The organism is Novosphingobium mangrovisedimenti (assembly GCF_025153475.1).
Lineage (GTDB): Bacteria > Pseudomonadota > Alphaproteobacteria > Sphingomonadales > Sphingomonadaceae > Novosphingobium > Novosphingobium mangrovi_A.
This window is the reverse complement of record NZ_JANZXA010000013.1, coordinates 57,211-75,554: the sequence shown is the minus strand read 5'-3', so window position 1 is coordinate 75,554 and position 18,344 is coordinate 57,211. Positions and strand designations below refer to the sequence as shown.

General features: G+C 63.7%; 25 protein-coding genes. 12 read left to right on the top strand and 13 right to left on the bottom strand.

Features of this window, described 5'->3' with window-relative positions:
- Positions 1 to 8 precede the first annotated feature (8 nt).
- From NZK81_RS17280 to hemE, 5 genes are all read right to left on the bottom strand, one after another.
- Positions 9 to 707, bottom strand: a complete 699-nt coding sequence (locus NZK81_RS17280; RefSeq protein WP_419181710.1) for a YjbE family putative metal transport protein — start codon at positions 705 to 707, stop codon at positions 9 to 11.
- Positions 708 to 737: 30 nt separating this feature from the next.
- On the bottom strand, positions 738 to 1,994 hold the full coding sequence (gene rho, locus NZK81_RS17275; RefSeq protein WP_260047324.1) for a transcription termination factor Rho: 1,257 nt from the start codon (positions 1,992 to 1,994) through the stop codon (positions 738 to 740).
- Between the two features lie 185 nt (positions 1,995 to 2,179).
- On the bottom strand, positions 2,180 to 2,542 hold the full coding sequence (locus NZK81_RS17270; RefSeq protein WP_260047323.1) for a hypothetical protein: 363 nt from the start codon (positions 2,540 to 2,542) through the stop codon (positions 2,180 to 2,182).
- A 13-nt stretch (positions 2,543 to 2,555) separates the two neighbouring features.
- Positions 2,556 to 2,999 (bottom strand): CopD family protein, encoded by a 444-nt coding sequence (locus tag NZK81_RS17265; protein WP_260047322.1) that lies wholly within the window; start codon positions 2,997 to 2,999, stop codon positions 2,556 to 2,558.
- Between the two features lie 61 nt (positions 3,000 to 3,060).
- A complete protein-coding gene (gene hemE, locus NZK81_RS17260) occupies positions 3,061 to 4,086 on the bottom strand; it encodes a uroporphyrinogen decarboxylase (protein ID WP_260047321.1) in 1,026 nt (341 codons plus the stop codon).
- A gap of 340 nt (positions 4,087 to 4,426) precedes the next feature.
- Between hemE and NZK81_RS17255 the strand changes: the two genes are divergently transcribed.
- The 10 genes from NZK81_RS17255 (at position 4,427) to NZK81_RS17210 (ending at position 10,901) form a co-directional block, all read left to right on the top strand.
- Positions 4,427 to 5,272 (top strand): pyruvate, water dikinase regulatory protein, encoded by an 846-nt coding sequence (locus tag NZK81_RS17255; RefSeq protein WP_260047320.1) that lies wholly within the window; start codon positions 4,427 to 4,429, stop codon positions 5,270 to 5,272.
- A 26-nt stretch (positions 5,273 to 5,298) separates the two neighbouring features.
- A complete protein-coding gene (locus NZK81_RS17250) occupies positions 5,299 to 5,877 on the top strand; it encodes a Maf family protein (protein ID WP_260047319.1) in 579 nt (192 codons plus the stop codon).
- Positions 5,874 to 6,731, top strand: a complete 858-nt coding sequence (locus NZK81_RS17245) for a shikimate dehydrogenase family protein (RefSeq protein WP_260047318.1) — start codon at positions 5,874 to 5,876, stop codon at positions 6,729 to 6,731. Before NZK81_RS17250 ends, NZK81_RS17245 begins: the two co-directional genes overlap by 4 nt.
- Positions 6,728 to 7,324, top strand: a complete 597-nt coding sequence (coaE, locus tag NZK81_RS17240) for a dephospho-CoA kinase (RefSeq protein WP_260047317.1) — start codon at positions 6,728 to 6,730, stop codon at positions 7,322 to 7,324. The genes NZK81_RS17245 and coaE overlap by 4 nt, the downstream gene beginning before the upstream one ends.
- A gap of 49 nt (positions 7,325 to 7,373) precedes the next feature.
- Positions 7,374 to 8,057 (top strand): DNA polymerase III subunit epsilon, encoded by a 684-nt coding sequence (gene dnaQ / locus NZK81_RS17235; RefSeq protein WP_260047316.1) that lies wholly within the window; start codon positions 7,374 to 7,376, stop codon positions 8,055 to 8,057.
- Positions 8,058 to 8,082: 25 nt separating this feature from the next.
- The gene (gene hpf / locus NZK81_RS17230) at positions 8,083 to 8,655 is read left to right on the top strand and encodes a ribosome hibernation-promoting factor, HPF/YfiA family (RefSeq protein WP_260047315.1); all 573 of its coding nucleotides are present in this window, start codon (positions 8,083 to 8,085) and stop codon (positions 8,653 to 8,655) included.
- Positions 8,656 to 8,773: 118 nt separating this feature from the next.
- Positions 8,774 to 9,235, top strand: coding sequence for a PTS sugar transporter subunit IIA (locus NZK81_RS17225; protein ID WP_260047314.1), 462 nt, complete (start codon positions 8,774 to 8,776; stop codon positions 9,233 to 9,235).
- Positions 9,225 to 9,719, top strand: a complete 495-nt coding sequence (locus NZK81_RS17220; protein ID WP_260047313.1) for a PaaI family thioesterase — start codon at positions 9,225 to 9,227, stop codon at positions 9,717 to 9,719. The genes NZK81_RS17225 and NZK81_RS17220 overlap by 11 nt, the downstream gene beginning before the upstream one ends.
- A 3-nt stretch (positions 9,720 to 9,722) precedes the next feature.
- A complete protein-coding gene (locus tag NZK81_RS17215; protein ID WP_260047312.1) occupies positions 9,723 to 10,052 on the top strand; it encodes a DUF1491 family protein in 330 nt (109 codons plus the stop codon).
- A 198-nt stretch (positions 10,053 to 10,250) separates the two neighbouring features.
- On the top strand, positions 10,251 to 10,901 hold the full coding sequence (locus NZK81_RS17210) for a cell wall hydrolase (protein ID WP_260047311.1): 651 nt from the start codon (positions 10,251 to 10,253) through the stop codon (positions 10,899 to 10,901).
- Between the two features lie 36 nt (positions 10,902 to 10,937).
- Here the strand turns inward: NZK81_RS17210 and xth are convergent, their stop codons facing one another.
- From xth to NZK81_RS17195, 3 genes are all read right to left on the bottom strand, one after another.
- Entirely contained in the window at positions 10,938 to 11,714 is a 777-nt protein-coding gene (gene xth / locus NZK81_RS17205) for an exodeoxyribonuclease III (RefSeq protein ID WP_260047310.1), read from the bottom strand.
- Positions 11,711 to 12,043 carry an iron-sulfur cluster insertion protein ErpA gene (gene erpA, locus NZK81_RS17200; protein WP_260047309.1) on the bottom strand — a complete coding sequence of 111 codons (333 nt, stop codon included), beginning with the start codon at positions 12,041 to 12,043 and terminating at the stop codon, positions 11,711 to 11,713. Before erpA ends, xth begins: the two co-directional genes overlap by 4 nt.
- Positions 12,044 to 12,117: 74 nt before the next feature.
- Complete coding sequence (locus NZK81_RS17195) at positions 12,118 to 12,543, bottom strand: CBS domain-containing protein (RefSeq protein WP_260047308.1); 426 nt, start codon at positions 12,541 to 12,543, stop codon at positions 12,118 to 12,120.
- A 155-nt stretch (positions 12,544 to 12,698) separates the two neighbouring features.
- Between NZK81_RS17195 and NZK81_RS17190 the strand changes: the two genes are divergently transcribed.
- Entirely contained in the window at positions 12,699 to 12,995 is a 297-nt protein-coding gene (locus NZK81_RS17190; protein WP_260047406.1) for a hypothetical protein, read from the top strand.
- 30 nt (positions 12,996 to 13,025) lie between these two features.
- Here NZK81_RS17190 and NZK81_RS17185 read toward each other — a convergent pair whose 3' ends face one another.
- The 5 genes from NZK81_RS17185 to NZK81_RS17165 form a co-directional block, all read right to left on the bottom strand.
- Positions 13,026 to 13,415: a (2Fe-2S) ferredoxin domain-containing protein gene (locus NZK81_RS17185; protein WP_260047307.1), complete on the bottom strand. Its 390-nt coding sequence runs from the start codon at positions 13,413 to 13,415 to the stop codon at positions 13,026 to 13,028.
- Entirely contained in the window at positions 13,412 to 13,843 is a 432-nt protein-coding gene (locus NZK81_RS17180; RefSeq protein ID WP_260047306.1) for an acyl-CoA thioesterase, read from the bottom strand. Before NZK81_RS17180 ends, NZK81_RS17185 begins: the two co-directional genes overlap by 4 nt.
- A gap of 54 nt (positions 13,844 to 13,897) precedes the next feature.
- Positions 13,898 to 14,371 carry a DUF2497 domain-containing protein gene (locus NZK81_RS17175; protein WP_260047305.1) on the bottom strand — a complete coding sequence of 158 codons (474 nt, stop codon included), beginning with the start codon at positions 14,369 to 14,371 and terminating at the stop codon, positions 13,898 to 13,900.
- 69 nt (positions 14,372 to 14,440) lie between these two features.
- Positions 14,441 to 15,895: a TolC family outer membrane protein gene (locus NZK81_RS17170; RefSeq protein WP_260047304.1), complete on the bottom strand. Its 1,455-nt coding sequence runs from the start codon at positions 15,893 to 15,895 to the stop codon at positions 14,441 to 14,443.
- 2 nt (positions 15,896 to 15,897) lie between these two features.
- Entirely contained in the window at positions 15,898 to 16,521 is a 624-nt protein-coding gene (locus tag NZK81_RS17165) for a protein-L-isoaspartate O-methyltransferase family protein (RefSeq protein ID WP_260047303.1), read from the bottom strand.
- Positions 16,522 to 16,742: 221 nt separating this feature from the next.
- Here NZK81_RS17165 and NZK81_RS17160 point away from each other — a divergent pair, with 221 nt between their 5' ends.
- Positions 16,743 to 18,266 carry a fumarate hydratase gene (locus NZK81_RS17160; RefSeq protein WP_260047302.1) on the top strand — a complete coding sequence of 508 codons (1,524 nt, stop codon included), beginning with the start codon at positions 16,743 to 16,745 and terminating at the stop codon, positions 18,264 to 18,266.
- Positions 18,267 to 18,344: the final 78 nt, after the last annotated feature.

The window sequence follows — 18,344 nt, the reverse complement described above, 5'->3', positions numbered from 1 at the left end:
GGCCCTGCTCAAAACAGCGTCGAAACGCCCAGGTGCGGATCCATCCAGCCATCAACGATCATCTTGACCGCGACATAGAGGATCACGGCAAGGCCGATGTAGGCAATCCAGCGATAGCGCTCGATGTAACGGGCGATGAAATTCGCCGCGACGCCCATCAGGATCACGGACAGCAACAGACCGACGATCAGGATGCCCGGATGCTCGCGCGCCGCACCGGCAACGGCCAGCACATTGTCGAGGCTCATCGAAACGTCGGCGACCGCCACTGCCCAGGCAGCCCCGGCAAAGCTCTTGGCGGCGCGAAGCCCGCTTTCCTCGTCGCCCTCGATTTCCGGCGAGCCCGCGCTCTCGCCACCGTGATGAAGTTCACGCCAGAACTTCCAGGCGACCCACAGGAGCAGAAGACCGCCCGCGAAAATCAGGCCGACTATGCCCAGCAGCCAGGTAACCGTCAGGGCAAAGGCGATACGCAGGACCAGCGCGGCACCGATACCGATCAGGATCACCTTCTTGCGATCCGCCGCGGGCAGGCCCGCCGCCAGCGCACCGACGACAATGGCATTGTCGCCGGCGAGCAGAAGGTCGATCATCAGGACCTGACCGAAGGCCGCGAGGGCCGCCGGTTCGGTTATGTTCGAAAAATCAGCGGCGATATGTTGCAGAATTTCCGCCGGACCACCCAGAGAGGCAGCGACCGCTAGCATTCCAAGGGTAATCAAGACGCAGCCCCCTGCTTACTGATTCATCGTCGCGAAGAAATCTTCGTTGGTCTTGGAGTCCTTCATCTTGTCGAGCAGGAACTCCATGGCATCGACCGTGCCCATCTGCATGAGGATACGGCGAAGGACCCACATCTTGGAAAGCTGATCCTTCGGAACCAGCAGCTCTTCCTTGCGGGTACCCGACTTGCCGACGTCGAGAGCCGGGAAGATGCGCTTGTCCGCCACCTTGCGGTCGAGCACGATTTCCGAGTTACCGGTGCCCTTGAATTCCTCGAAGATGACTTCGTCCATGCGGCTGCCGGTATCGATCAGCGCGGTGGCGATGATCGAGAGCGAACCGCCTTCCTCGATGTTGCGCGCAGCGCCGAAGAAACGTTTCGGACGCTGCAGGGCGTTGGCGTCGACACCACCGGTCAGGACCTTACCCGAGCTCGGCACCACGGTGTTGTAGGCACGGCCCAGACGCGTGATCGAGTCCAGCAGGATGACGACGTCGCGCTTGTGCTCGACGAGGCGCTTCGCCTTCTCGATCACCATTTCGGCGACCTGGACGTGGCGCTGCGCGGGTTCGTCGAAGGTGGAGGAGATGACCTCGCCCTTCACCGAGCGCTGCATGTCGGTGACTTCCTCCGGACGCTCGTCGACAAGCAGGACGAGGAGGAAAACTTCAGGATGATTGTCCGTGATGGCCTTGGCGATGTTCTGCAGCAGGACCGTCTTACCGGTACGTGGCGGCGCGACGATCAGCGCGCGCTGGCCCTTGCCCTGCGGCGAGATGAGATCGATCACGCGCGCCGACTTGTCCTTGACCGTGGGATCGAGGCTGTCGAGCTTCAGGCGCTCGTCGGGATAGAGCGGCGTCAGGTTGTCGAAATTGACGCGGTGGCGCACCACGTCGGGATCGTCGAAATTGACGCTCATCAGCTTGGTGATGGCGAAATAGCGCTCGCCATCCCTGGGCGCGCGGATTTCGCCTTCGACCGTATCGCCGGTGCGCAGGCCCCACTTGCGGACCTGGTTGGGCGAAACGTAGATATCGTCCGGACCGGCGAGGTAGTTCGCTTCCGGGCTGCGCAGGAAGCCGAAGCCGTCGGGCAGAACCTCGATCGTGCCCTGGCCGATGATTTCCTCACCGTCCTCGGCCACTTCCTTGAGGATCCCGAACATGAGATCCTGCCGGCGCATGGTGGAGGCGCCTTCGACGCCCATTTCCTCTGCCATTTCGACCAGTTCGGCCGCGTTTTTCGTTTTGAGTTCTTTGAGATGCATCGTGTTGGTTTCCGAATGGAAAAAGATGGTGTCGGCCGGGTGGATCGATGGGCTTGGGGAAAGCGGATCCGGGCATGCGAAAGGGCTTCGCCGCCCCATACCGGAACAACGCCTCAGATAAGCGCTGGCGCGGCAGTGGTCAACGCATCATCTGCTGAAGCGACCATTCGCTGCGCCGGATCGGACTAATCGCCCTCGGCCGGCGATTCCTTGCCTGTCTGCTTCATGGCCTTGCCGAGGTCGGAGAGTTGCTGGCCCTTGGCTTTCATTTCCGCACCGCAGCGCCGCGCATCGTCGGCAAGGCCTTCGAGATAGGCCGGGGAACGCAACAGATCGGCAAGGCTGTCCTCGAGCCGGAAGTCCGGCCGGCGTCCCTCGATGCGGCCGACGTAGTACATCAACGCACCGGTCACCCCGGCCTGCTCGCTCTGCGACATCTCCTCGTGCCGGGACGCGGCAAGAGCGAATATGCCGATACACCGCAGGTCGTTCTCGATGGCCGGCTCCATTGCGGTGAGCGCGGCAGCGGCAACAAGACCTGCAAGCATCGCTAGGAACTCCTCAGAACGGCTTGACGACGACGAGCACAACGATGACCGCCGCGGCAAGCCCGGGAATCTCGTTGAGCAGACGGAGCTTCTTGCCGGTCAGCACACGTTCGCCCTTCGCCAGCTTCTTGGAATAGCCCACCAGCCAACCGTGGTAGCCGGTCAAACCGACCACGAACAGCAGCTTGGCATGAAGCCAGGGATCGCTCCAGAAATGCATGGCGCTCGCCAGGGCCACACCGAACACCCAGACCATGATCAACGAGGGCGTGAGGATGATCTTGCGCAACTTCCTCTCGCGGTCGATCCACCGTGCTTCCTCGGCGGAACCGGGTTCGGCCTCCTGATGATAGACGAAATAACGCGGTAGCATGAACAGCCCGGCCATCCAGAAAATCACGAAGATGATGTGCCCGGCCTTCAGCCAGAGATAGGTGGTCTGCAAGATCTGCTCCATGAGGTCACCTTGTTAGCGCCTGCCCCCCGGCGCCCGTCAGCCCCTGTTTATGCGTTCCGTATCAGCGTTCCCAGGCGCGCACCGCCGCGAGCAACCGTTCCACGTTGGCGATCGGAGTATGCTGGCCGATCCCGTGGCCGAGATTGAACACGTGGGGGCGCCCGGCGAATGCATCAAGCACATGGCGTGCCTGCCGGTCCAGTTCTTCTCCACCCGAAAGCAGCAGAAGCGGATCGAGGTTGCCCTGCACGGGAAGCCCTTCCGGCAATGCCTGCGCGGCCCAGAGCGGATCGACGGTTTCATCTACACCGACCGCATCGACGCCCGTCTCGCGGGCATAGGCCGCCAGCTTTTCACCAGAACCCTTGGGAAAGCCGATGACAGGCACTCCGGGATGGCGCGCCTTCATGGCCGAAACGATCGCGGCATTGGGAGCAACGACCCACTTTTCGAACTGGGCAGGCGCCAGGCTGCCAGCCCAGGAATCGAAAAGCTGCACGGCTTCCGCACCGGCTTCGATCTGGCCGGAGAGATAATCCACAGTCACCGAAATCACGCCGTCGATGATCGCCTGGAACGCCGCGGGGTCGCGATAGGCCATGGCGCGTGTCTCATGCTGGTCGCGGCTGCCCTCGCCCGCCACCATGTAGGTCGCGACGGTCCAGGGCGATCCGGCGAAACCGAGCATTGTTTTGTCCACAGGCAGCGCGGCACGTACTTTCCGGACGGTTTCGTAGATCGGGGAGAGCCGTTCCGGCACGGGAACGAGCGCTTCGAGGGCGTGGTCGACCAGCCTCGGGGACAACTTCGGCCCCTCCCCTGCGAGGAACTGCAAGTCCTGCCCCATCGCATAGGGCACGATCAGGATGTCGGAGAACAGGATCGCCCCGTCGAAACCGAAACGGCGGATCGGCTGCAAGGTGATCTCGGCCGCGGCGTCGGTATCGTAGACGAGCGCGAGGAAGCCGCCTTTCTCTGCCCGCAATGCCCGATACTCCGGCAGGTAGCGTCCTGCCTGTCGCATGAGCCAGATCGGGCGCTTGTTCGTATTTTCGCCAAGGAGCGTGTTCAGAAGGAGGCCGGGCATCGCGTTTCGGGTCCACTCAAAAAAAAATATTAGAATTTTTATAAAGGATTGATGGAGTCTGTTGGTCCTGTGGATATCGGGGACGAGCGCGCCTTGCCCGATTTGTCCCGCGATGAACAGGGTGAAGTGCGCCAACCGACTCTGCGGACCGCCGCAGTCAAGAAAAGCTTGTTCGCCTTGTCCACAGGGTGTGGATCAAGCACAGGGGCTGTCCACAAACCCGCCAGTGGAATCCCGGCAACGGGCATGAAATCTCACCTGCGAGTTGTCACCGGAACGCTCCCGTGGTTTATGCCGGGAGATATCCACAAGCGGCCCGATCATCCGGAAAAGGCACCAAATGGCGCGATTCCATCTGCATCTTCTTTCGGACTCCACGGGCGAAACGCTGGAAATGATTGCCAAGGCCGCGCTGGCGCAGTTCGACGATACCGACGTGTTGCGTCACTTCTGGCCGATGGTCCGTTCCCAGCAGCATCTCGACCGGATCATGGGGGAGATCGCGTCCAATCCCGGTCTCGTTTTCTTCACGCTGGTCAACGAGGAAACGCGCGGGCGGCTGGAAGAGCGCTGCCAGGCGCTGGGCCTGCCGGCGATTGCCGTGCTCGACGGGGTGACCGATGCGCTCGAGGCGCAGCTTGGCCAGGAGGCAAAGGGAAGGCCCGGACGTCAGCACCGGCTCGATGATGCCTATTTCGCCCGCGTCGATGCGATCCAGTACACGATCGCCCACGATGACGGCATTGCCTGGGAAGACTGGGAGGAGGCCGATATCGTCCTTGCCGGCGTCTCGCGCACGAGCAAGACGCCGACGAGCATCTATCTGGCCAATCGCGGCTACAAGGTCGCGAATATTCCCATCGTTGTGGAAAGTCCGCCGCCCCCTGCCCTGTTCGGTCTCAAGCGGCCGATGGTCGTGGGCCTGACGACCGCGCCGGAGCGGCTGATCCAGGTTCGCCGTAACCGTCTGCTTTCGCTCAGCCAGTCGCCCGATACCGACTATGTCCAGAGCGAGAAGGTCGAAAGCGAGGTCAAATATGCAAGGCGCATGTTCGCGGACAATTCCTGGGCAGTAATCGACGTGACCCGCAGATCGATCGAAGAGACGGCGGCGGCCATCATCAACCTGCACAACGAGCGCAAGGCTGCCGGTACCCAGGGCCAGGTCGGCCCCAAGCCGATCTGACCTGCTCCATTCCGGAAAAATACCCGATGATTGTTCTTGCATCCCAAAGCGCTTCGCGCCGCGCCATGCTGGAGGCGGCCGACATTCCCTTCCGTGCGCAACCGGCCCATGTCGACGAGCGTGCCATCGAAATGGAACTGGACGGCGCCGAGCCGTCACGGATCGCGCTCGAACTGGCGAAGGCCAAGGCACTGGCGGTTTTCGCACCGCATGAAGTGGTGCTGGGTAGCGATTCCCTGGTCTCGTGCGGGGGGCGCCGCTTCGACAAGCCGGCCTCGCGTGAACAGGCCGCCGAGCACCTGCGCTTTTTTTCGGGCAAGGTGATGGAACTGCACAGCGCCGCGGCGCTGGTGCGCGACGGTAACCTGCTCTGGGCCGACCATGCGATGGCCAGCCTTCACGTCGCATCGCTTTCCGACGCTTTTATCGAAGCCTATCTCGATGCCGAATGGCCTGCGGTTGCAGGCTGCGTGGGCGTGTTCCGCATCGAGGCGCGCGGCGTGCAGTTGTTCGAGAAGATCGAAGGGGACTATTTCACCATTCTCGGTATGCCGCTGCTGATGGTGCAGGCGGCTCTGCGCAAGATGGGAGTGTTGCAGCAGTGAGCGTGCCTTATGCCGAAGTGATCGGCGATCCGATCGCGCAATCGAAGTCGCCGGCGATCCACGGATTCTGGCTGGAGAAGCTGGGGCTTTCGGGGCGCTACGACCATTGCCTCGTGAAACTGGAAGGTCTCGGCGACTATCTCGATGCGCGCCGTCCGGACCCGGATTGGCGCGGCTGCAACGTCACCATGCCCCACAAGCTGGCGATCGTTCCCCTGCTCGACCGCCTCGATCCGCTGGCCGCGAGCATCGGTGCGGTCAATACCGTGGTGCGCGAGGCCGACGGAACGCTGACCGGCTACAACACTGACGCGCCGGGCTTTCTCGAACCGTTGCGCGCGGAGCTGGACAAGGCTCACCTGTTCCGCATGGCGCGCGTGCTGGGCACGGGCGGCGCGGCGCGGGCGATCGTGGCCGCGCTGGCGCGGGAAAACTTCGTCATTGTGCTGGCCGGCCGCGATCCCGGCAAGGCGCGCGCTATGCTCGACGAGCTGGCGCCGGGGACCGACCACCATGCTGTCAATATCTTGCACTTCGGCGATCCCACCGAATTCGCGTTCGATGACCGCGAGGGCTGTCTGGACCTGATCGTCAATGCCAGCCCGCTGGGAATGACCGGACAGCCACCGCTGGCGTTCGATTTCAGCCACGCGCCGCCGGGCAGCGTTGTCTATGACATCGTCACCAGCCCGCTCGATACCGCATTCCTGCAGGCGGCGCGCGCTGCGGGATTTGCGACGGTCGACGGGTTGTCGATGCTGATCGGCCAGGCCGACATCGCCTTCGCGCGCTTTTTCGGCGAACGGCCACCGCGCGAACACGACGAGGCCTTGCGGGCGCTGATCCTGTCATGACCCGCTGCAAGATTCTGGGGCTCACCGGCTCGATCGGCATGGGCAAGTCGACAGTGGCCGGCATGTTGCGCGATCTCGGCGTGCCGGTGTTCGATGCCGATGCCGCGGTACACGAGCTGCAGGGGCCGGGCGGCGCATTGCTCGATGCGATCGAGCGGGAATTTCCCGGCACAACCGGGGCAGACGGTGTCGACCGCCAACAGCTGGGCGCCGCCGTTTTCGGTAATCCCGAAGCGCTGGCGCGACTCGAGCGAATCGTCCATCCCGCCGTCGCCGGGATGCGTCAGGCGTTCCTGCGCGACCACGCAGAGGCTCCCCTGATCGTCTTCGACATTCCGCTTCTTTATGAAAAGGGCGGCCACGCCGGGCTCGATGCCGTTGCCGTGGTTTCCGCTCCCGCGCAGGCCCAGCGCGAGCGGGTTTTGGCGCGGCCCGGCATGACGGTCGAAAAATTCGAGAAGATTCTGGCACTTCAGGTGCCCGACGCGGAAAAGCGCGCGCGTGCGGACTTCGTCATCGATACCGGCACCTCGCTTGCCGAAACGCGCGAACAGGTGGCCGGGATCGTCGAGGCGTTGAAGCGGGAAGAATAATCGCATCTGGCCCTTGCACACCGGCCCCTGCAGGCAGATATGTGAAGTGATGCGAGAGATCATTTTCGATACCGAAACGACCGGTTTCGACCCGAAAAACGGGGACCGGATGGTGGAAATCGGTTGCATCGAGATGGTCAACCGGGTTCTGACCGGCCGCACCTACCACGCCTATTTCAACCCCGAGCGTTCGATGCCCGCCGAAGCCGAGGCGGTGCACGGCCTGTCCGATGCGTTCCTGGCCGACAAGCCGCTGTTCTCGGACAGCGCGCAGGACTTCCTCGACTTCATCGAGGACAGCCCGATGGTGGCGCACAACGCCGGGTTCGACTTCAACTTCATCAACGCCGAACTGGCGCTTTGCTCGCTGCCGGAAGTGAGCCGCGACCGCATGGTCGATACGGTTGCGCTGGCCAAGGTGCGCCATCCCGGCGCGAAGCTTTCGCTCGATGCCCTGTGCACCCGTTACGGCATCGACCGCAGCCACCGAACGAAGCACGGCGCCCTGCTCGACGCCGAACTGCTCGCGCAAGTCTATGTCGAGCTGCGCGGCGGCCGTCAGATCGGTCTTGAACTTGGTGCACAAACCACTGAAATCGTGACGGAGATCAAGGTCCTCGCTCGAAAGGACCGTATCTATCGTCAACCGCGTCCACACGCGGCTACCGAAGAGGAACGCGCCGCGCATGCGGAGTTTCTCAAGTCGGTCGATACCCCGCTCTGGGGTGCCTGAACACTAGTACAAGGAGAATTCGCTCATGGATATTCGCGTCTCCGGTCACCAGGTCGATACTGGCGAGGCCCTGCAAGTCCACGCTAACGAGCGACTGTCGGCGATCATCGGGAAGTATTTCAACCAGGCGCTGTCCTCGCATGTGACATTCGGGCGAGCGCCGGCCGGGGCCTTCCGATGCGACATCATCATGCATGTCATGCAGAACCTTGTGCTCAAGGCTACCGGTATGGCGCAGGACGCCCACCTGGCGCTCGACCAGGCGGCGGAAAAGATCGACAAGCAGCTGCGCCGCTACAAGCGCCGGCTCAAGGACCGCCACGAGCAGGCCGCCCACGCGCTTGCGGTGGAAGACGCGGCCTATACCATTTTCGAGGAACGGCCGGTCACGGACGAGGACGAAGAGCTCGAGGCCGATGCGCCCGTCGTCATCGCCGAAACCCGCGTGGACGTGCCCGAAGCAACCGTTTCGGATGCTGTTATGATGCTCGATCTGCGCAATACCACGGCGCTTTTCTTCAAAAATGCTGGCACCGGGCGCCATAATATGGTTTACCGCCGCGGCGACGGGTCGATCGGCTGGGTCGAACCGCACTGACGCCGCCCGCGGCGCAGCCCAATCCTGATCGGAGGAGAGGATAGAAACCCCCGGTTTTTCCGGGGGTTGGGGGTATGCATCATTTGGAAACCGATCGAAGCCTAGAATCAGAATCGAAATGACTGGTCTTTTCACACTGCTGCCTGAAGCCGTGACCACGGCGGATGCGGACAGCAAGGACATCATTCTTGAGCGGCTCGCGGCCCTGTTCGCCGAAGTCTACGATCTGGACCGCGGCGTGGTTCTGGAACGCATCGTCGAGCGCGAAGAGCTGGGAAGCACGGGCTTCGGACGCCGCATCGCGATTCCGCATGCGCGCATGCCGGGGCTCGGCCGGCCTGTGGCCGCTTTCCTGCGTCTTGAATCGCCGGTGGAATTCGATTCGGCCGATGGCATGCCCGTCGATCTCGTTTTCGGCCTGCTTTCCCCCGAAGGGGCCGGGGCGACGCATTTGCACGCTCTGGCGGCCATCTCGCGCATGATGCGGGATGAGCGGATGCACGAAGCGTTGCTGTCGGCACCGGGGCCGGAAGTGCTCTACAGCCTGCTCAGCAACGTCATCGACCGCGATGCCGCCTGACCTGACGCCTGGTGCAGCGGGAGAAGTCTCCGGCGCCGACCTGCACTGGCGTGCGCTGGAGAGGCTCTACGCCTCCGCGCCGATCAACCACAAGTTCCGCTCTGCACTTGAAATCCTGGGTGAGGGGCGGTCGCGCATCTCGTTCCTGGTAGAGCCGGACTGCTTCCATGCCGCCGGCGCCGCGCACGGCACGATCTACTTCAAGATGCTCGACGACGCGGCGTTCTATGCCGCCAATACGCTGGTTACCGACCGGTTCCTGCTGACGACGTCGTTCAACCTCCACTTCAGCAAGCCGATCAAGGGCGGTCGGATCGTTGCCGAAGGCCGCTGGATCAGCGGGCGCCGCAGGGTGCTGGTCGCCGAATCGTGGCTGCTTGACGAGGATGGCGAGGAGGTTGGTCGCGGAACCGGTACGTTCATGCGTTCGCGCATCGGGTTGTCCAGCCTTGCCGGCTACTCGGGGCGATCCGAGGGATCCTGAACGATGGATGCGCGCTTGCCTGCCCACCTCGAAGTTTCCGGACTGATTCGCAGCGTGGAAGCCGCTGGTGGCTTTGCGGCGGTCCTGAGCAAAGGTGAACGCGACGCCGGTACGATCATGGTCGTAATCGCGGAAAATGGAGCGAATGCACGGGCTTACGAGCGCATGCCGCAGCTCGACGGCACCCGCGATTGGTCGTGTTCGAAGAAGCAAGATCCTGAAAATAAAAGTGAATTTTCAGAATACCTGGAGCGCCGCGGCAATCAGGACCCGGATTTGTGGATTGTCGAACTGGACGTCGCGAATGGTGAACGTTTTATCGGCCAATCTTAAGAATTTCGGTTGACGTGCAAGATTCGCAAGCTAAGGGCGCGTCCAAGAACGCGTAGGCGGCAAGGGAGGCATTTCGGTTTCCTGGCTAGCACGCAGACGGGGAATCGTCGGCAGGTTCGAACGTGATCTGGAAGCCTTGAAGAGGCTGTCACGCTGCGGCCTGTGTCGGACCGGTTCACCGCATTTGATACAGGCATAATGCGAACCAAAGTGCAGTGGGCTAGCGCGATTGCGCTCGCCGCAACGGTTTCGACCGCTTTGTTGAGCGTCCAGGGTTCGGGCGCGGCCGCTTCGGAAATGAATCCGATCAAGGCCATACAAGAATCCCCCGTGAAATTCGTTTCCGAGCCGGTTGTCCAGCCGCTTGCCGCTGAAGAGGGGCAGGGCGCAGCGGACAATGCCGCCGATGCAGGATCGGCCGAGGGCCTTTCGGAAACGCGTTCACTCGCGCAGCTGGTATCGGAGCAGGCCCTGCCGGAGACGCTGGGCGAACAGATGCGTTGCCTTGCCGGAGCGGTCTATTTCGAGGCGCGCGGGGAAACGCTCGAGGGCCAGCTGGCCGTAGCCCGCGTGATCGTGAACCGTGCCGCGTCCGATCGGTTTCCCGACAGCTATTGCGGCGTTGTGTACCAGCGTTCGCAGTTTTCCTTCGTGCGCGGCGGCGCCATGCCGTCGATCCGCAAGAATTCGCGCGGTTGGCATCGTGCCGTTGCCATCGCCCGCATTGCCCGGGACGGCATGTGGGCGAGCCCAGCACAGGGCGCGCTGTTCTTCCATGCCGCCCGCGTGTCGCCGAACTGGCGACTGACCAGGGTCGGCCGGGTCGACAACCACATCTTCTATCGCTGATGCGGGAAGGGATCGCGGGGCGATCCCTTCTTCGTTTCAGTCTTTCAGCTGCACCCAGATCGGCGCGTGATCGCTGGCCTTTTCCCGGCCGCGGTGCGCCTTGTCGACGCCGCAGGCCACGAGCCTGTCCGCGAGTTCGGGCGACAGCAGCGCATGGTCGATGCGAAAGCCGTGGTCGCGTTGCCAGGCACCGGCCTGATAGTCCCAGTAGGTCCAGATGCCGCCGCGTGGATTGTGCGTGGCCAGTGCGTCGGTCCAACCGTCGCCGAGTAGGCGGAAGTAGGCGTCGCGCGATTCCGGCTGCATCAGGGCGTCCGCGGCCATGGCCTGGGGTGACCAGACATCGCGGTCGGTCGGGATCACGTTGAAGTCGCCGGTGACGATGGCCGGCACTTCCTCGGCCTTGATGGCGGCCATGCGTTTGCGCAGCCGCTCCATCCAGCGCAGCTTGTAGTCGAACTTGGGCCCGGGCACCGGGTTTCCGTTCGGCAGGTAGATGCAGGATACGCGCAGGCCGAAGACATCGGCTTCCAGATAGCGCGAGTGATCGTCCTCGGGCTCTCCGTCCAGACCACGCTGCACTTCGACGGGCGTTTCGCCATCGGCAAGGATGGCAACGCCGTTAAAACCCTTCTGTCCGTGCCAGATGCCCTTGTAGCCCAGCTTCTCGAACTCGGCGATCGGGAAGCCTTCATCCTGCGACTTGATTTCCTGCAGGCAGGCAACCGAGGGACGCGTTTCTTCCAGCCATTCGAGCAGACGGGGCAGGCGTGCCTTGACCCCGTTGATGTTGAACGATGCGACCTTTTTCACACCGAGAAGCTCGACCCACAGCCGCAGCCGGCTTCGGCGTTGGGATTCTCGACCCGGAAGGCCGCCCCGCCGAGCGATTCGACGAAATCGACAATGCAACCGTTGACGAGATCCAGGCTGACGGGATCGACCACCAGCCGGACACCGTCCGTTTCAGTCACTGCATCGTCCGAATCCGGCGCGTCGGCGAGACCGAACTTGTACTGGAAACCCGAGCACCCGCCGCCCTCCACGGAGAGGCGCAGTATCGCAGGCTTGCCCTGCTTTTCGGCAATAGCCGCGACACGCGCGGCAGCCGAGGGGCTGAGTGTGAGGTTTTGCTGGTCCATGCACCGGATGTAAGCCCCCCTGCCCCGCGCGGCAAGGCAGAGGCGGGCTACAGACCAGGGTATGGCAGACGGCGTTACGCCATCTGGATGTAATCGCGCATCGCTGCGGCTTCGGATTCGACGGCATCGATCCGGTGCTTCACCAGATCGCCGATCGAAACGAGGCCGATCATGCGTCCGCCTTCCACGACGGGAAGATGGCGGATGCGTCGCCGGGTCATGAGTGCGAGTGCGGTCATCACCGAGGTTTCCGGTTCGACGGTCACGGCCGGCGCGGTCATGATCGCGGAGACGGGCCTTTCGAGTATGTCCGGCCCTGACTCGTGCAGGCGGTAGATCACGTCGCGTTCGGAAAACATGCCTGCAATGGATTCGTTTTCCAGGACCGGCAATGCGCCGATGCGGCGTCCCGCGAGAATGCTCACGGCCTCGCGCACAGTGGTGGTGACGTCACAGGTAAGGACCGCGTCGCGGCCTTCGATGAGGCGCCCAATGGTCATCGTCGAACTCTCCCTGTTTTGGCTTGGGCCCGCCGTTTTCGACGGGCCGGGAGAGAATACCACAGACGCCGGGACTCCGCCACTTCGTCCGATGGAATCGGAGAATGGTCACGATGCCCTTGCGGGCGGGCCCCGCAGCCCTCACATGGGGGGCGATGATTCCTCCTTCCCCCCTGGATGACCCCGAGAAGGCGACGCACGCCTGGGCCCGCTATCTGCGCATCATGCGCTGGATGATGGTGCTGACCGTCGGTCTTGTCGCGGCGGCGATTTTCATTCTCTACCGTTCCAACGGGATGGTCTCGATCCACTTCTACATCGCGACTGCGCTGGGCATCGGTTTCACGATGCTGCTGACGTCGGCGCTGATGGGGCTGGTGTTCCTCTCGAGCGGGACAGGGCACGACGAATGCATCGTCGATCCGCTCGACGACGACAGCAAGATCTCCTAGGCCGGAATCAGCGGGCCGAGGCCCCTCCGTTCAGTCGCCCGCAGGCCTGAGCCGGTATTCCTCGACCGGCTGTCCGCCGATCAGGTGCTGCTGGATGATCTTCTCCAGAGCCTCCTCAGTGCACGAGTGGTACCAGACGCCATCCGGCCACACGACCGCGATCGGTCCGGCGGCGCAGATGCGCAGGCAATCCGCCTTGCTTCGGGCAATGCCGCCGCCCGTTTCCGTTTTCGGCCCATCCAGGCCGAGCTGCTTGAGGCGCTTTTTCAGGTATTTCCAGGCTGCCTGCCCCTTTTCGGGCGTGCAGCATTCGCCTTTCTGCGGTTCGGCGCAGATGAAGATATGGCGCTGGATGCCATCGCCGCCGGCCTTCGCCAGCGCTTCGCGGGCCTGCTCGATTTCCTTCGCCGAGGCAGTCATGGCCGAAGCATCCACGCGGTGGTCGATGCCGCGAAGGTGTCAGGCAGGGGCGAAGGCCCCTCGGGGTCGACAGTAACGAGCACGGTGCGGGCAAAGACGAGTGGCTTGCCGCCCTGCGTTACGACCTGCACGAGGCGGTGACTGGTGCGGCCGATGTGTTCCATGGCGCAGGCGATCTGTACGCATTCGGGATAGGACGCCTCGCCGATGTATTCGATCGCCACGCTGGCAACCATCGACGCCTTTCCGACCAGCAGGTCGCGATAGCCGCAGGCACGGTGAAAGCGCACGCGGGCATCCTCGAGCAGGCAAGCCATGGCGACGTTGTTGATGTGCATGTTCACGTCGAGGTCGCCGAAACGCGGTTCCGTCGTGCACGTGAAGGGATAGCGCGCCGGATCGAGCAGCGCGGGGTCGGGTTTGGCCATGCCTTGCGAAGTAGGGAGCGCGGGCTTGCGGGTCCAGAGCGGAAATCCGCCGGATCAGCCCTTCTTGCCGACGATCCGTGAGATTTCGGCCGCGACCATGCGCTCCACCAGTGGCGGCAGGTTCTTGTCGAGCCATTCCGCAAGGGCCGGTCGCAGCAGTTCGCGGGTCAGGTCCTCCAGCGAGGTTTCTCCCGACCGGACGATTCGGGGCGGCACGCCCGGCTCGGACAGCATGGCAAGCGCGGCCAGCGATTCACGCATCGAATCGCGCGCATGCGGACGGACCAGCGCGGGTTCATCGTCTTCCGGTTCGGATTCGACGTCGACCTGGGCCGTTTCCTGCAGTTCCAGCACGTCTTCCTCGGGCTCGACTTCCTCGTCGACGGACAGCACATCTTCGAGCGTGTCGACGCCTACAGTCGCGCGGCGCTGGCGCTCCACGCGCGCGCCAACGCGATTATCGCGTGCGATAACGTGCTTGATAGACTGGAGAATCTCTTCAACCGAAGGTTCGCCATTCTGCCGCATTCCGATTGTCCCCCTGTTGCGCCCTTCATAGGACACAAATCTTAACCAGTCCCGAATCGGGACGGTTGCCTACTGTTCCGGAATTTCCCCATCCTGCACCGGCGTGTCAACGGTGCGAGTCGACTGTGCGACGGGAGCCGGATCGTCGTCCCAGTCGAAGATCTTGCCGTGTACCCGCTTGTAGTTGGCCTGCGGGTCGTAGAGGATGTCGTTGTCGAGGTTGAGGTTGTCCGCCTCGGCCTTGCCCATCGCGGCCAGCAGGTTGAAGCCCGCCACGTAGGCATTGCGCCGCGCCGTTACCAGCCGGACTTGCGCGTTGAGCGATTCCTGCTCGGCATTGAGGATGTCGAGGATCGTGCGGTTACCCACCGAGTTTTCCGCCCGCACGCCTTCGAGGCTGAGCGCGGCCGCTTCGACGGCGACTTTCGACGAGCGGATCACGTCGTTTGCCGCCAGCCAGGAACTGTAGGCCGATCGGACCTGCGCGATGACGCCGCGTTCGGCTGCGATCTCGTTTTCCAGCGCGGCCGAAGCCTGCGCCTGGGCCTGACGGCGCTGCGCGGCGGGCAGTCCGCCCTGGAAGATCGGGATCGAGATCTGGGCACCGGCCTGCGCGGTCTTCTCGGTTTGCGAGAAGGCTGCCGAGCTGGGGCCACCCAGGGTGTTGAAATAGTCGTTGTAGGCGCCCGAGGCGAAGAGGCTGAGGCGCGGCAGGCGGCTGGCGCCGGCCACGTCGATGTCCTTTTCCGCCGCCTTGGTCTGTTCGCGGGCGGCGATCAGGGTGGGATTGCTTTCGAGCGCGGTGGTGACCGCTTCCTCGGGGGTCGCGGGCAGGTTGGGCAGCGGCGGCGGCGCGTCGAGCGCCTCGGGGGCCTTGCCGACGAGCCGGATGTAGGTCTCGCGCGCGGTTGCGAGGTTGGCTTCGGCGGCGCGCGCATCGCTTTGCGCGACGGCAAGGCGCGACTGCGACTGTGCGACGTCCGTGCGGGTGACGTCGCCGATCTCGAAGCGGTCGCTGGTGGCCTGGAGGTTGACCTCCAGCACGGCCACGTTCTTGCGGTTCAGCCCGACGATCGCCTCGTTCTGGATCACGTCCATGTAGGCGGCGACGACGGCCGAAAAGATGTCGCTTTCACTGCCGCGCAGGTCGGCCTGACCGGCCTTCACCCGATACTTCGCGGCCTTGACCCGGTTCTTGACGGCGCCGCCGGAGTAGATCGGCACGCCCAGGTTCACGCCGGCGGACAGCGCACGTTCGGGGCTCGTGAACGAATTCGGGCTGCGCTTCAGGAACTCGGTGTAGGTGGCATCGGCATTGGCGCTGGGCAGGCCGGATGCGCGAGCGATCGGCACGTTCTCGTCCACGCCGCGCTGCTGCGCGCGCGCCGCTTGGAGCGAGGGATTGGTCTGGTAGGCCATGACCAGCGCATCGCGCAACGTATCGGCCGATACCGGCGATGCTGCTGCTGCGGCGAACAGGACGGTACTGGCCAGTAGCCCGGCCCGAGACCCGAACCGGGACACGATCAGAAGCTCCAGCGCTTGGGAGCAGCGAATTCGGGAAGCGCGGGAATGCCCAGTTCGGCCAGCGGGAGCAGCGAGACCGCGCCGGCGGTCTTGCAGCCGGTGGCAAGACGGCTGACGCCGCGGACCATGAGACCGGTGACGATACGGCCACCTTCGGCCATCTGCGCGCCGAGCGTTTCGGGAAGCGTCTCGATGGCGCCGTCGACGACGATCAGCGAATACCCGCCTTCGCCCGTCATGCCGGAGACGGCTGCGGGATCGACGGTTTCGAGCGAACCGACCAGTGGACGCAGCAGGGCCGCCAGGTATCCATCCGCATCGCCGACCAGCAGGGCCTTGTCGGTTGCCGTCGGAGCGGCCTCGGACAGGATCTTGCCGTGCACGAGCGGGGCGGCGAGGAAGCGGCCGTTCCCAAGCGGAATGGCCCGGTCGATATAGGCGGCATCGCGCATGGCTTCGGGAACGAAGTCCTCACGGGCCACGCCGGCCATGGCCGCCAGGACCCAGGGCTCGTTGACGCCGCTGGTGCGCAGCTGGCTGACGATCATGGCGTGGCGGGCGCCGGAATGGGCAATGGGAGCCATTTCGGCTTCGGGTGCGGACCGTTCCTCGGTCAAGGTCATCTGGTGCAATTCCCTCATGCATTCGCGGGTAACACGCCCGAGCGCATCGATATTCCGCAAGGACAGCATTTATGCGGGCCTTCTAGGCCAAGGCGCCATCAAGGCCAAGGGCTTTGACGATACCTTCGTCGATCAATGCAAGCACTTTGACGATGGACCGCGCCCGGCTTATGGGAGCCCGCGAAATTCACGTTATCCGCTTAACCGGGAGCGCATTGTACATGGCCGAAATGGTGACCATCCGCGAAGACGACCTGATCGAGAGTGTCGCCGACGCCCTGCAGTACATCAGCTACTATCATCCGATGGACTACATCCGCGCTCTTGGCGAGGCCTACGAGGCGGAGCAGGGCCCGGCTGCCAAGGACGCGATCGCGCAGATCCTGACCAACAGCCGCATGTGCGCCGAGGGGCACCGGCCGATCTGCCAGGATACCGGCATCGTCAACGTCTTCATCGAGTGGGGCCAGAACTGCCGTCTCGAATCCGACCGCTCGCTGCAGGAAGTGGTCGATGAAGGCGTGCGTCGCGCTTACGGCAACAAGGAAAACAAGCTGCGCGCCTCGGTGCTGGCCGACCCGGCTTTCACTCGCCGCAACACCAAGGACAATACGCCTTCGGTGCTTTCGGTCTCGATGGTGCCGGGCAGCAAGGTTTCCATCGACGTGGCGGCCAAGGGCGGCGGCTCGGAAGCCAAGTCCAAGTTCAAGATGATGAATCCCAGCGATTCGATCGTCGACTGGGTGCTCGAGATGCTACCTCAGATGGGTGCCGGCTGGTGCCCGCCGGGCATGCTGGGCATCGGCATCGGCGGCACGGCCGAACACTGCGTCAAGCTCGCCAAGCAGAGCCTGATGGACCCGATCGACATGGGCCAGCTCAAGGCGCGCGGCCCGCAGAACGACATCGAGGCGCTGCGCATCGAGATCTTCGACAAGGTCAATGCCATGGGCATCGGGGCGCAGGGGCTGGGCGGTCTTTCCACCATCCTCGACGTCAAGATCCTCGACTGGCCGTGCCACGCCGCGAACAAGCCGGTGGCGATGATCCCCAACTGTGCCGCCACCCGCCATGCGCACTTTACGCTCGACGGCTCGGGGCCGCGCTATCTTGAAAAGCCGAACCTCAACGACTGGCCCAAGGTCGAATGGAAGCCCAGCAAGGAGGCGATCCGCGTCGATCTCGACACGCTGACGGCAGAGGACGTGAAGAGCTGGAAGCAGGGCGACCGCCTGCTGCTCAACGGCAAGATGCTCACCGGGCGCGATGCCGCGCACAAGCGCATCCAGGACATGCTCGCCAAGGGCGAGGAACTGCCGGTCGAGTTCAAGGGCCGCGTGATCTACTACGTCGGCCCGGTCGATCCGGTGCGCGACGAAGTCGTCGGCCCGGCGGGCCCGACCACCGCGACGCGCATGGACAAGTTCATGGACATGATGCTGGAGCAGGGCCTGCTGGCCTGCGTCGGCAAGGCAGAGCGCGGCCCGGCCGCCACCGAGTCCATCGCCAAGCACAAGTCGGCCTACCTCATGGCCGTTGGCGGCGCGGCCTATCTCGTGGCGCGCGCGATCAAGGAAGCCAAGGTCGTCGGCTTCGAGGACCTCGGCATGGAAGCGATCTACGAATTCACCGTGGAGGACATGCCGGTGACCGTCGCGGTCGATTCCGAGGGCAAGAACGTCCACCAGCTGGCGCCGCTGGTCTGGCAGGAAAAGATCGCGAAGGAAGGGTTGCTCGCCGGCTGAGATCGGTGCTGGCGCGCGTTCGACGAACAGTGCACGCGCGCCGACCGGCGAACTGGCGCGCGGCGCGGTTTTCGCGGT

Bases quoted from the DNA above. Each gene is read 5' to 3' on its own strand.
- NZK81_RS17280 (WP_419181710.1), bottom strand. From the start codon at position 707: ATGCTAGCGGTCGCTGCCTCTCTGGGTGGTCCGGCGGAAATTCTGCAA.
- rho (WP_260047324.1), bottom strand. From the start codon at position 1,994: ATGCATCTCAAAGAACTCAAAACGAAAAACGCGGCCGAACTGGTCGAA.
- NZK81_RS17270 (WP_260047323.1), bottom strand. From the start codon at position 2,542: ATGCTTGCAGGTCTTGTTGCCGCTGCCGCGCTCACCGCAATGGAGCCG.
- NZK81_RS17265 (WP_260047322.1), bottom strand. From the start codon at position 2,999: ATGGAGCAGATCTTGCAGACCACCTATCTCTGGCTGAAGGCCGGGCAC.
- hemE (WP_260047321.1), bottom strand. From the start codon at position 4,086: ATGCCCGGCCTCCTTCTGAACACGCTCCTTGGCGAAAATACGAACAAG.
- NZK81_RS17255 (WP_260047320.1), top strand. From the start codon at position 4,427: ATGGCGCGATTCCATCTGCATCTTCTTTCGGACTCCACGGGCGAAACG.
- NZK81_RS17250 (WP_260047319.1), top strand. From the start codon at position 5,299: ATGATTGTTCTTGCATCCCAAAGCGCTTCGCGCCGCGCCATGCTGGAG.
- coaE (WP_260047317.1), top strand. From the start codon at position 6,728: ATGACCCGCTGCAAGATTCTGGGGCTCACCGGCTCGATCGGCATGGGC.
- dnaQ (WP_260047316.1), top strand. From the start codon at position 7,374: ATGCGAGAGATCATTTTCGATACCGAAACGACCGGTTTCGACCCGAAA.
- hpf (WP_260047315.1), top strand. From the start codon at position 8,083: ATGGATATTCGCGTCTCCGGTCACCAGGTCGATACTGGCGAGGCCCTG.
- NZK81_RS17225 (WP_260047314.1), top strand. From the start codon at position 8,774: ATGACTGGTCTTTTCACACTGCTGCCTGAAGCCGTGACCACGGCGGAT.
- NZK81_RS17220 (WP_260047313.1), top strand. From the start codon at position 9,225: ATGCCGCCTGACCTGACGCCTGGTGCAGCGGGAGAAGTCTCCGGCGCC.
- NZK81_RS17215 (WP_260047312.1), top strand. From the start codon at position 9,723: ATGGATGCGCGCTTGCCTGCCCACCTCGAAGTTTCCGGACTGATTCGC.
- NZK81_RS17210 (WP_260047311.1), top strand. From the start codon at position 10,251: ATGCGAACCAAAGTGCAGTGGGCTAGCGCGATTGCGCTCGCCGCAACG.
- erpA (WP_260047309.1), bottom strand. From the start codon at position 12,043: ATGGACCAGCAAAACCTCACACTCAGCCCCTCGGCTGCCGCGCGTGTC.
- NZK81_RS17195 (WP_260047308.1), bottom strand. From the start codon at position 12,543: ATGACCATTGGGCGCCTCATCGAAGGCCGCGACGCGGTCCTTACCTGT.
- NZK81_RS17190 (WP_260047406.1), top strand. From the start codon at position 12,699: ATGATTCCTCCTTCCCCCCTGGATGACCCCGAGAAGGCGACGCACGCC.
- NZK81_RS17185 (WP_260047307.1), bottom strand. From the start codon at position 13,415: ATGACTGCCTCGGCGAAGGAAATCGAGCAGGCCCGCGAAGCGCTGGCG.
- NZK81_RS17180 (WP_260047306.1), bottom strand. From the start codon at position 13,843: ATGGCCAAACCCGACCCCGCGCTGCTCGATCCGGCGCGCTATCCCTTC.
- NZK81_RS17175 (WP_260047305.1), bottom strand. From the start codon at position 14,371: ATGCGGCAGAATGGCGAACCTTCGGTTGAAGAGATTCTCCAGTCTATC.
- NZK81_RS17165 (WP_260047303.1), bottom strand. From the start codon at position 16,521: ATGACCTTGACCGAGGAACGGTCCGCACCCGAAGCCGAAATGGCTCCC.
- NZK81_RS17160 (WP_260047302.1), top strand. From the start codon at position 16,743: ATGGCCGAAATGGTGACCATCCGCGAAGACGACCTGATCGAGAGTGTC.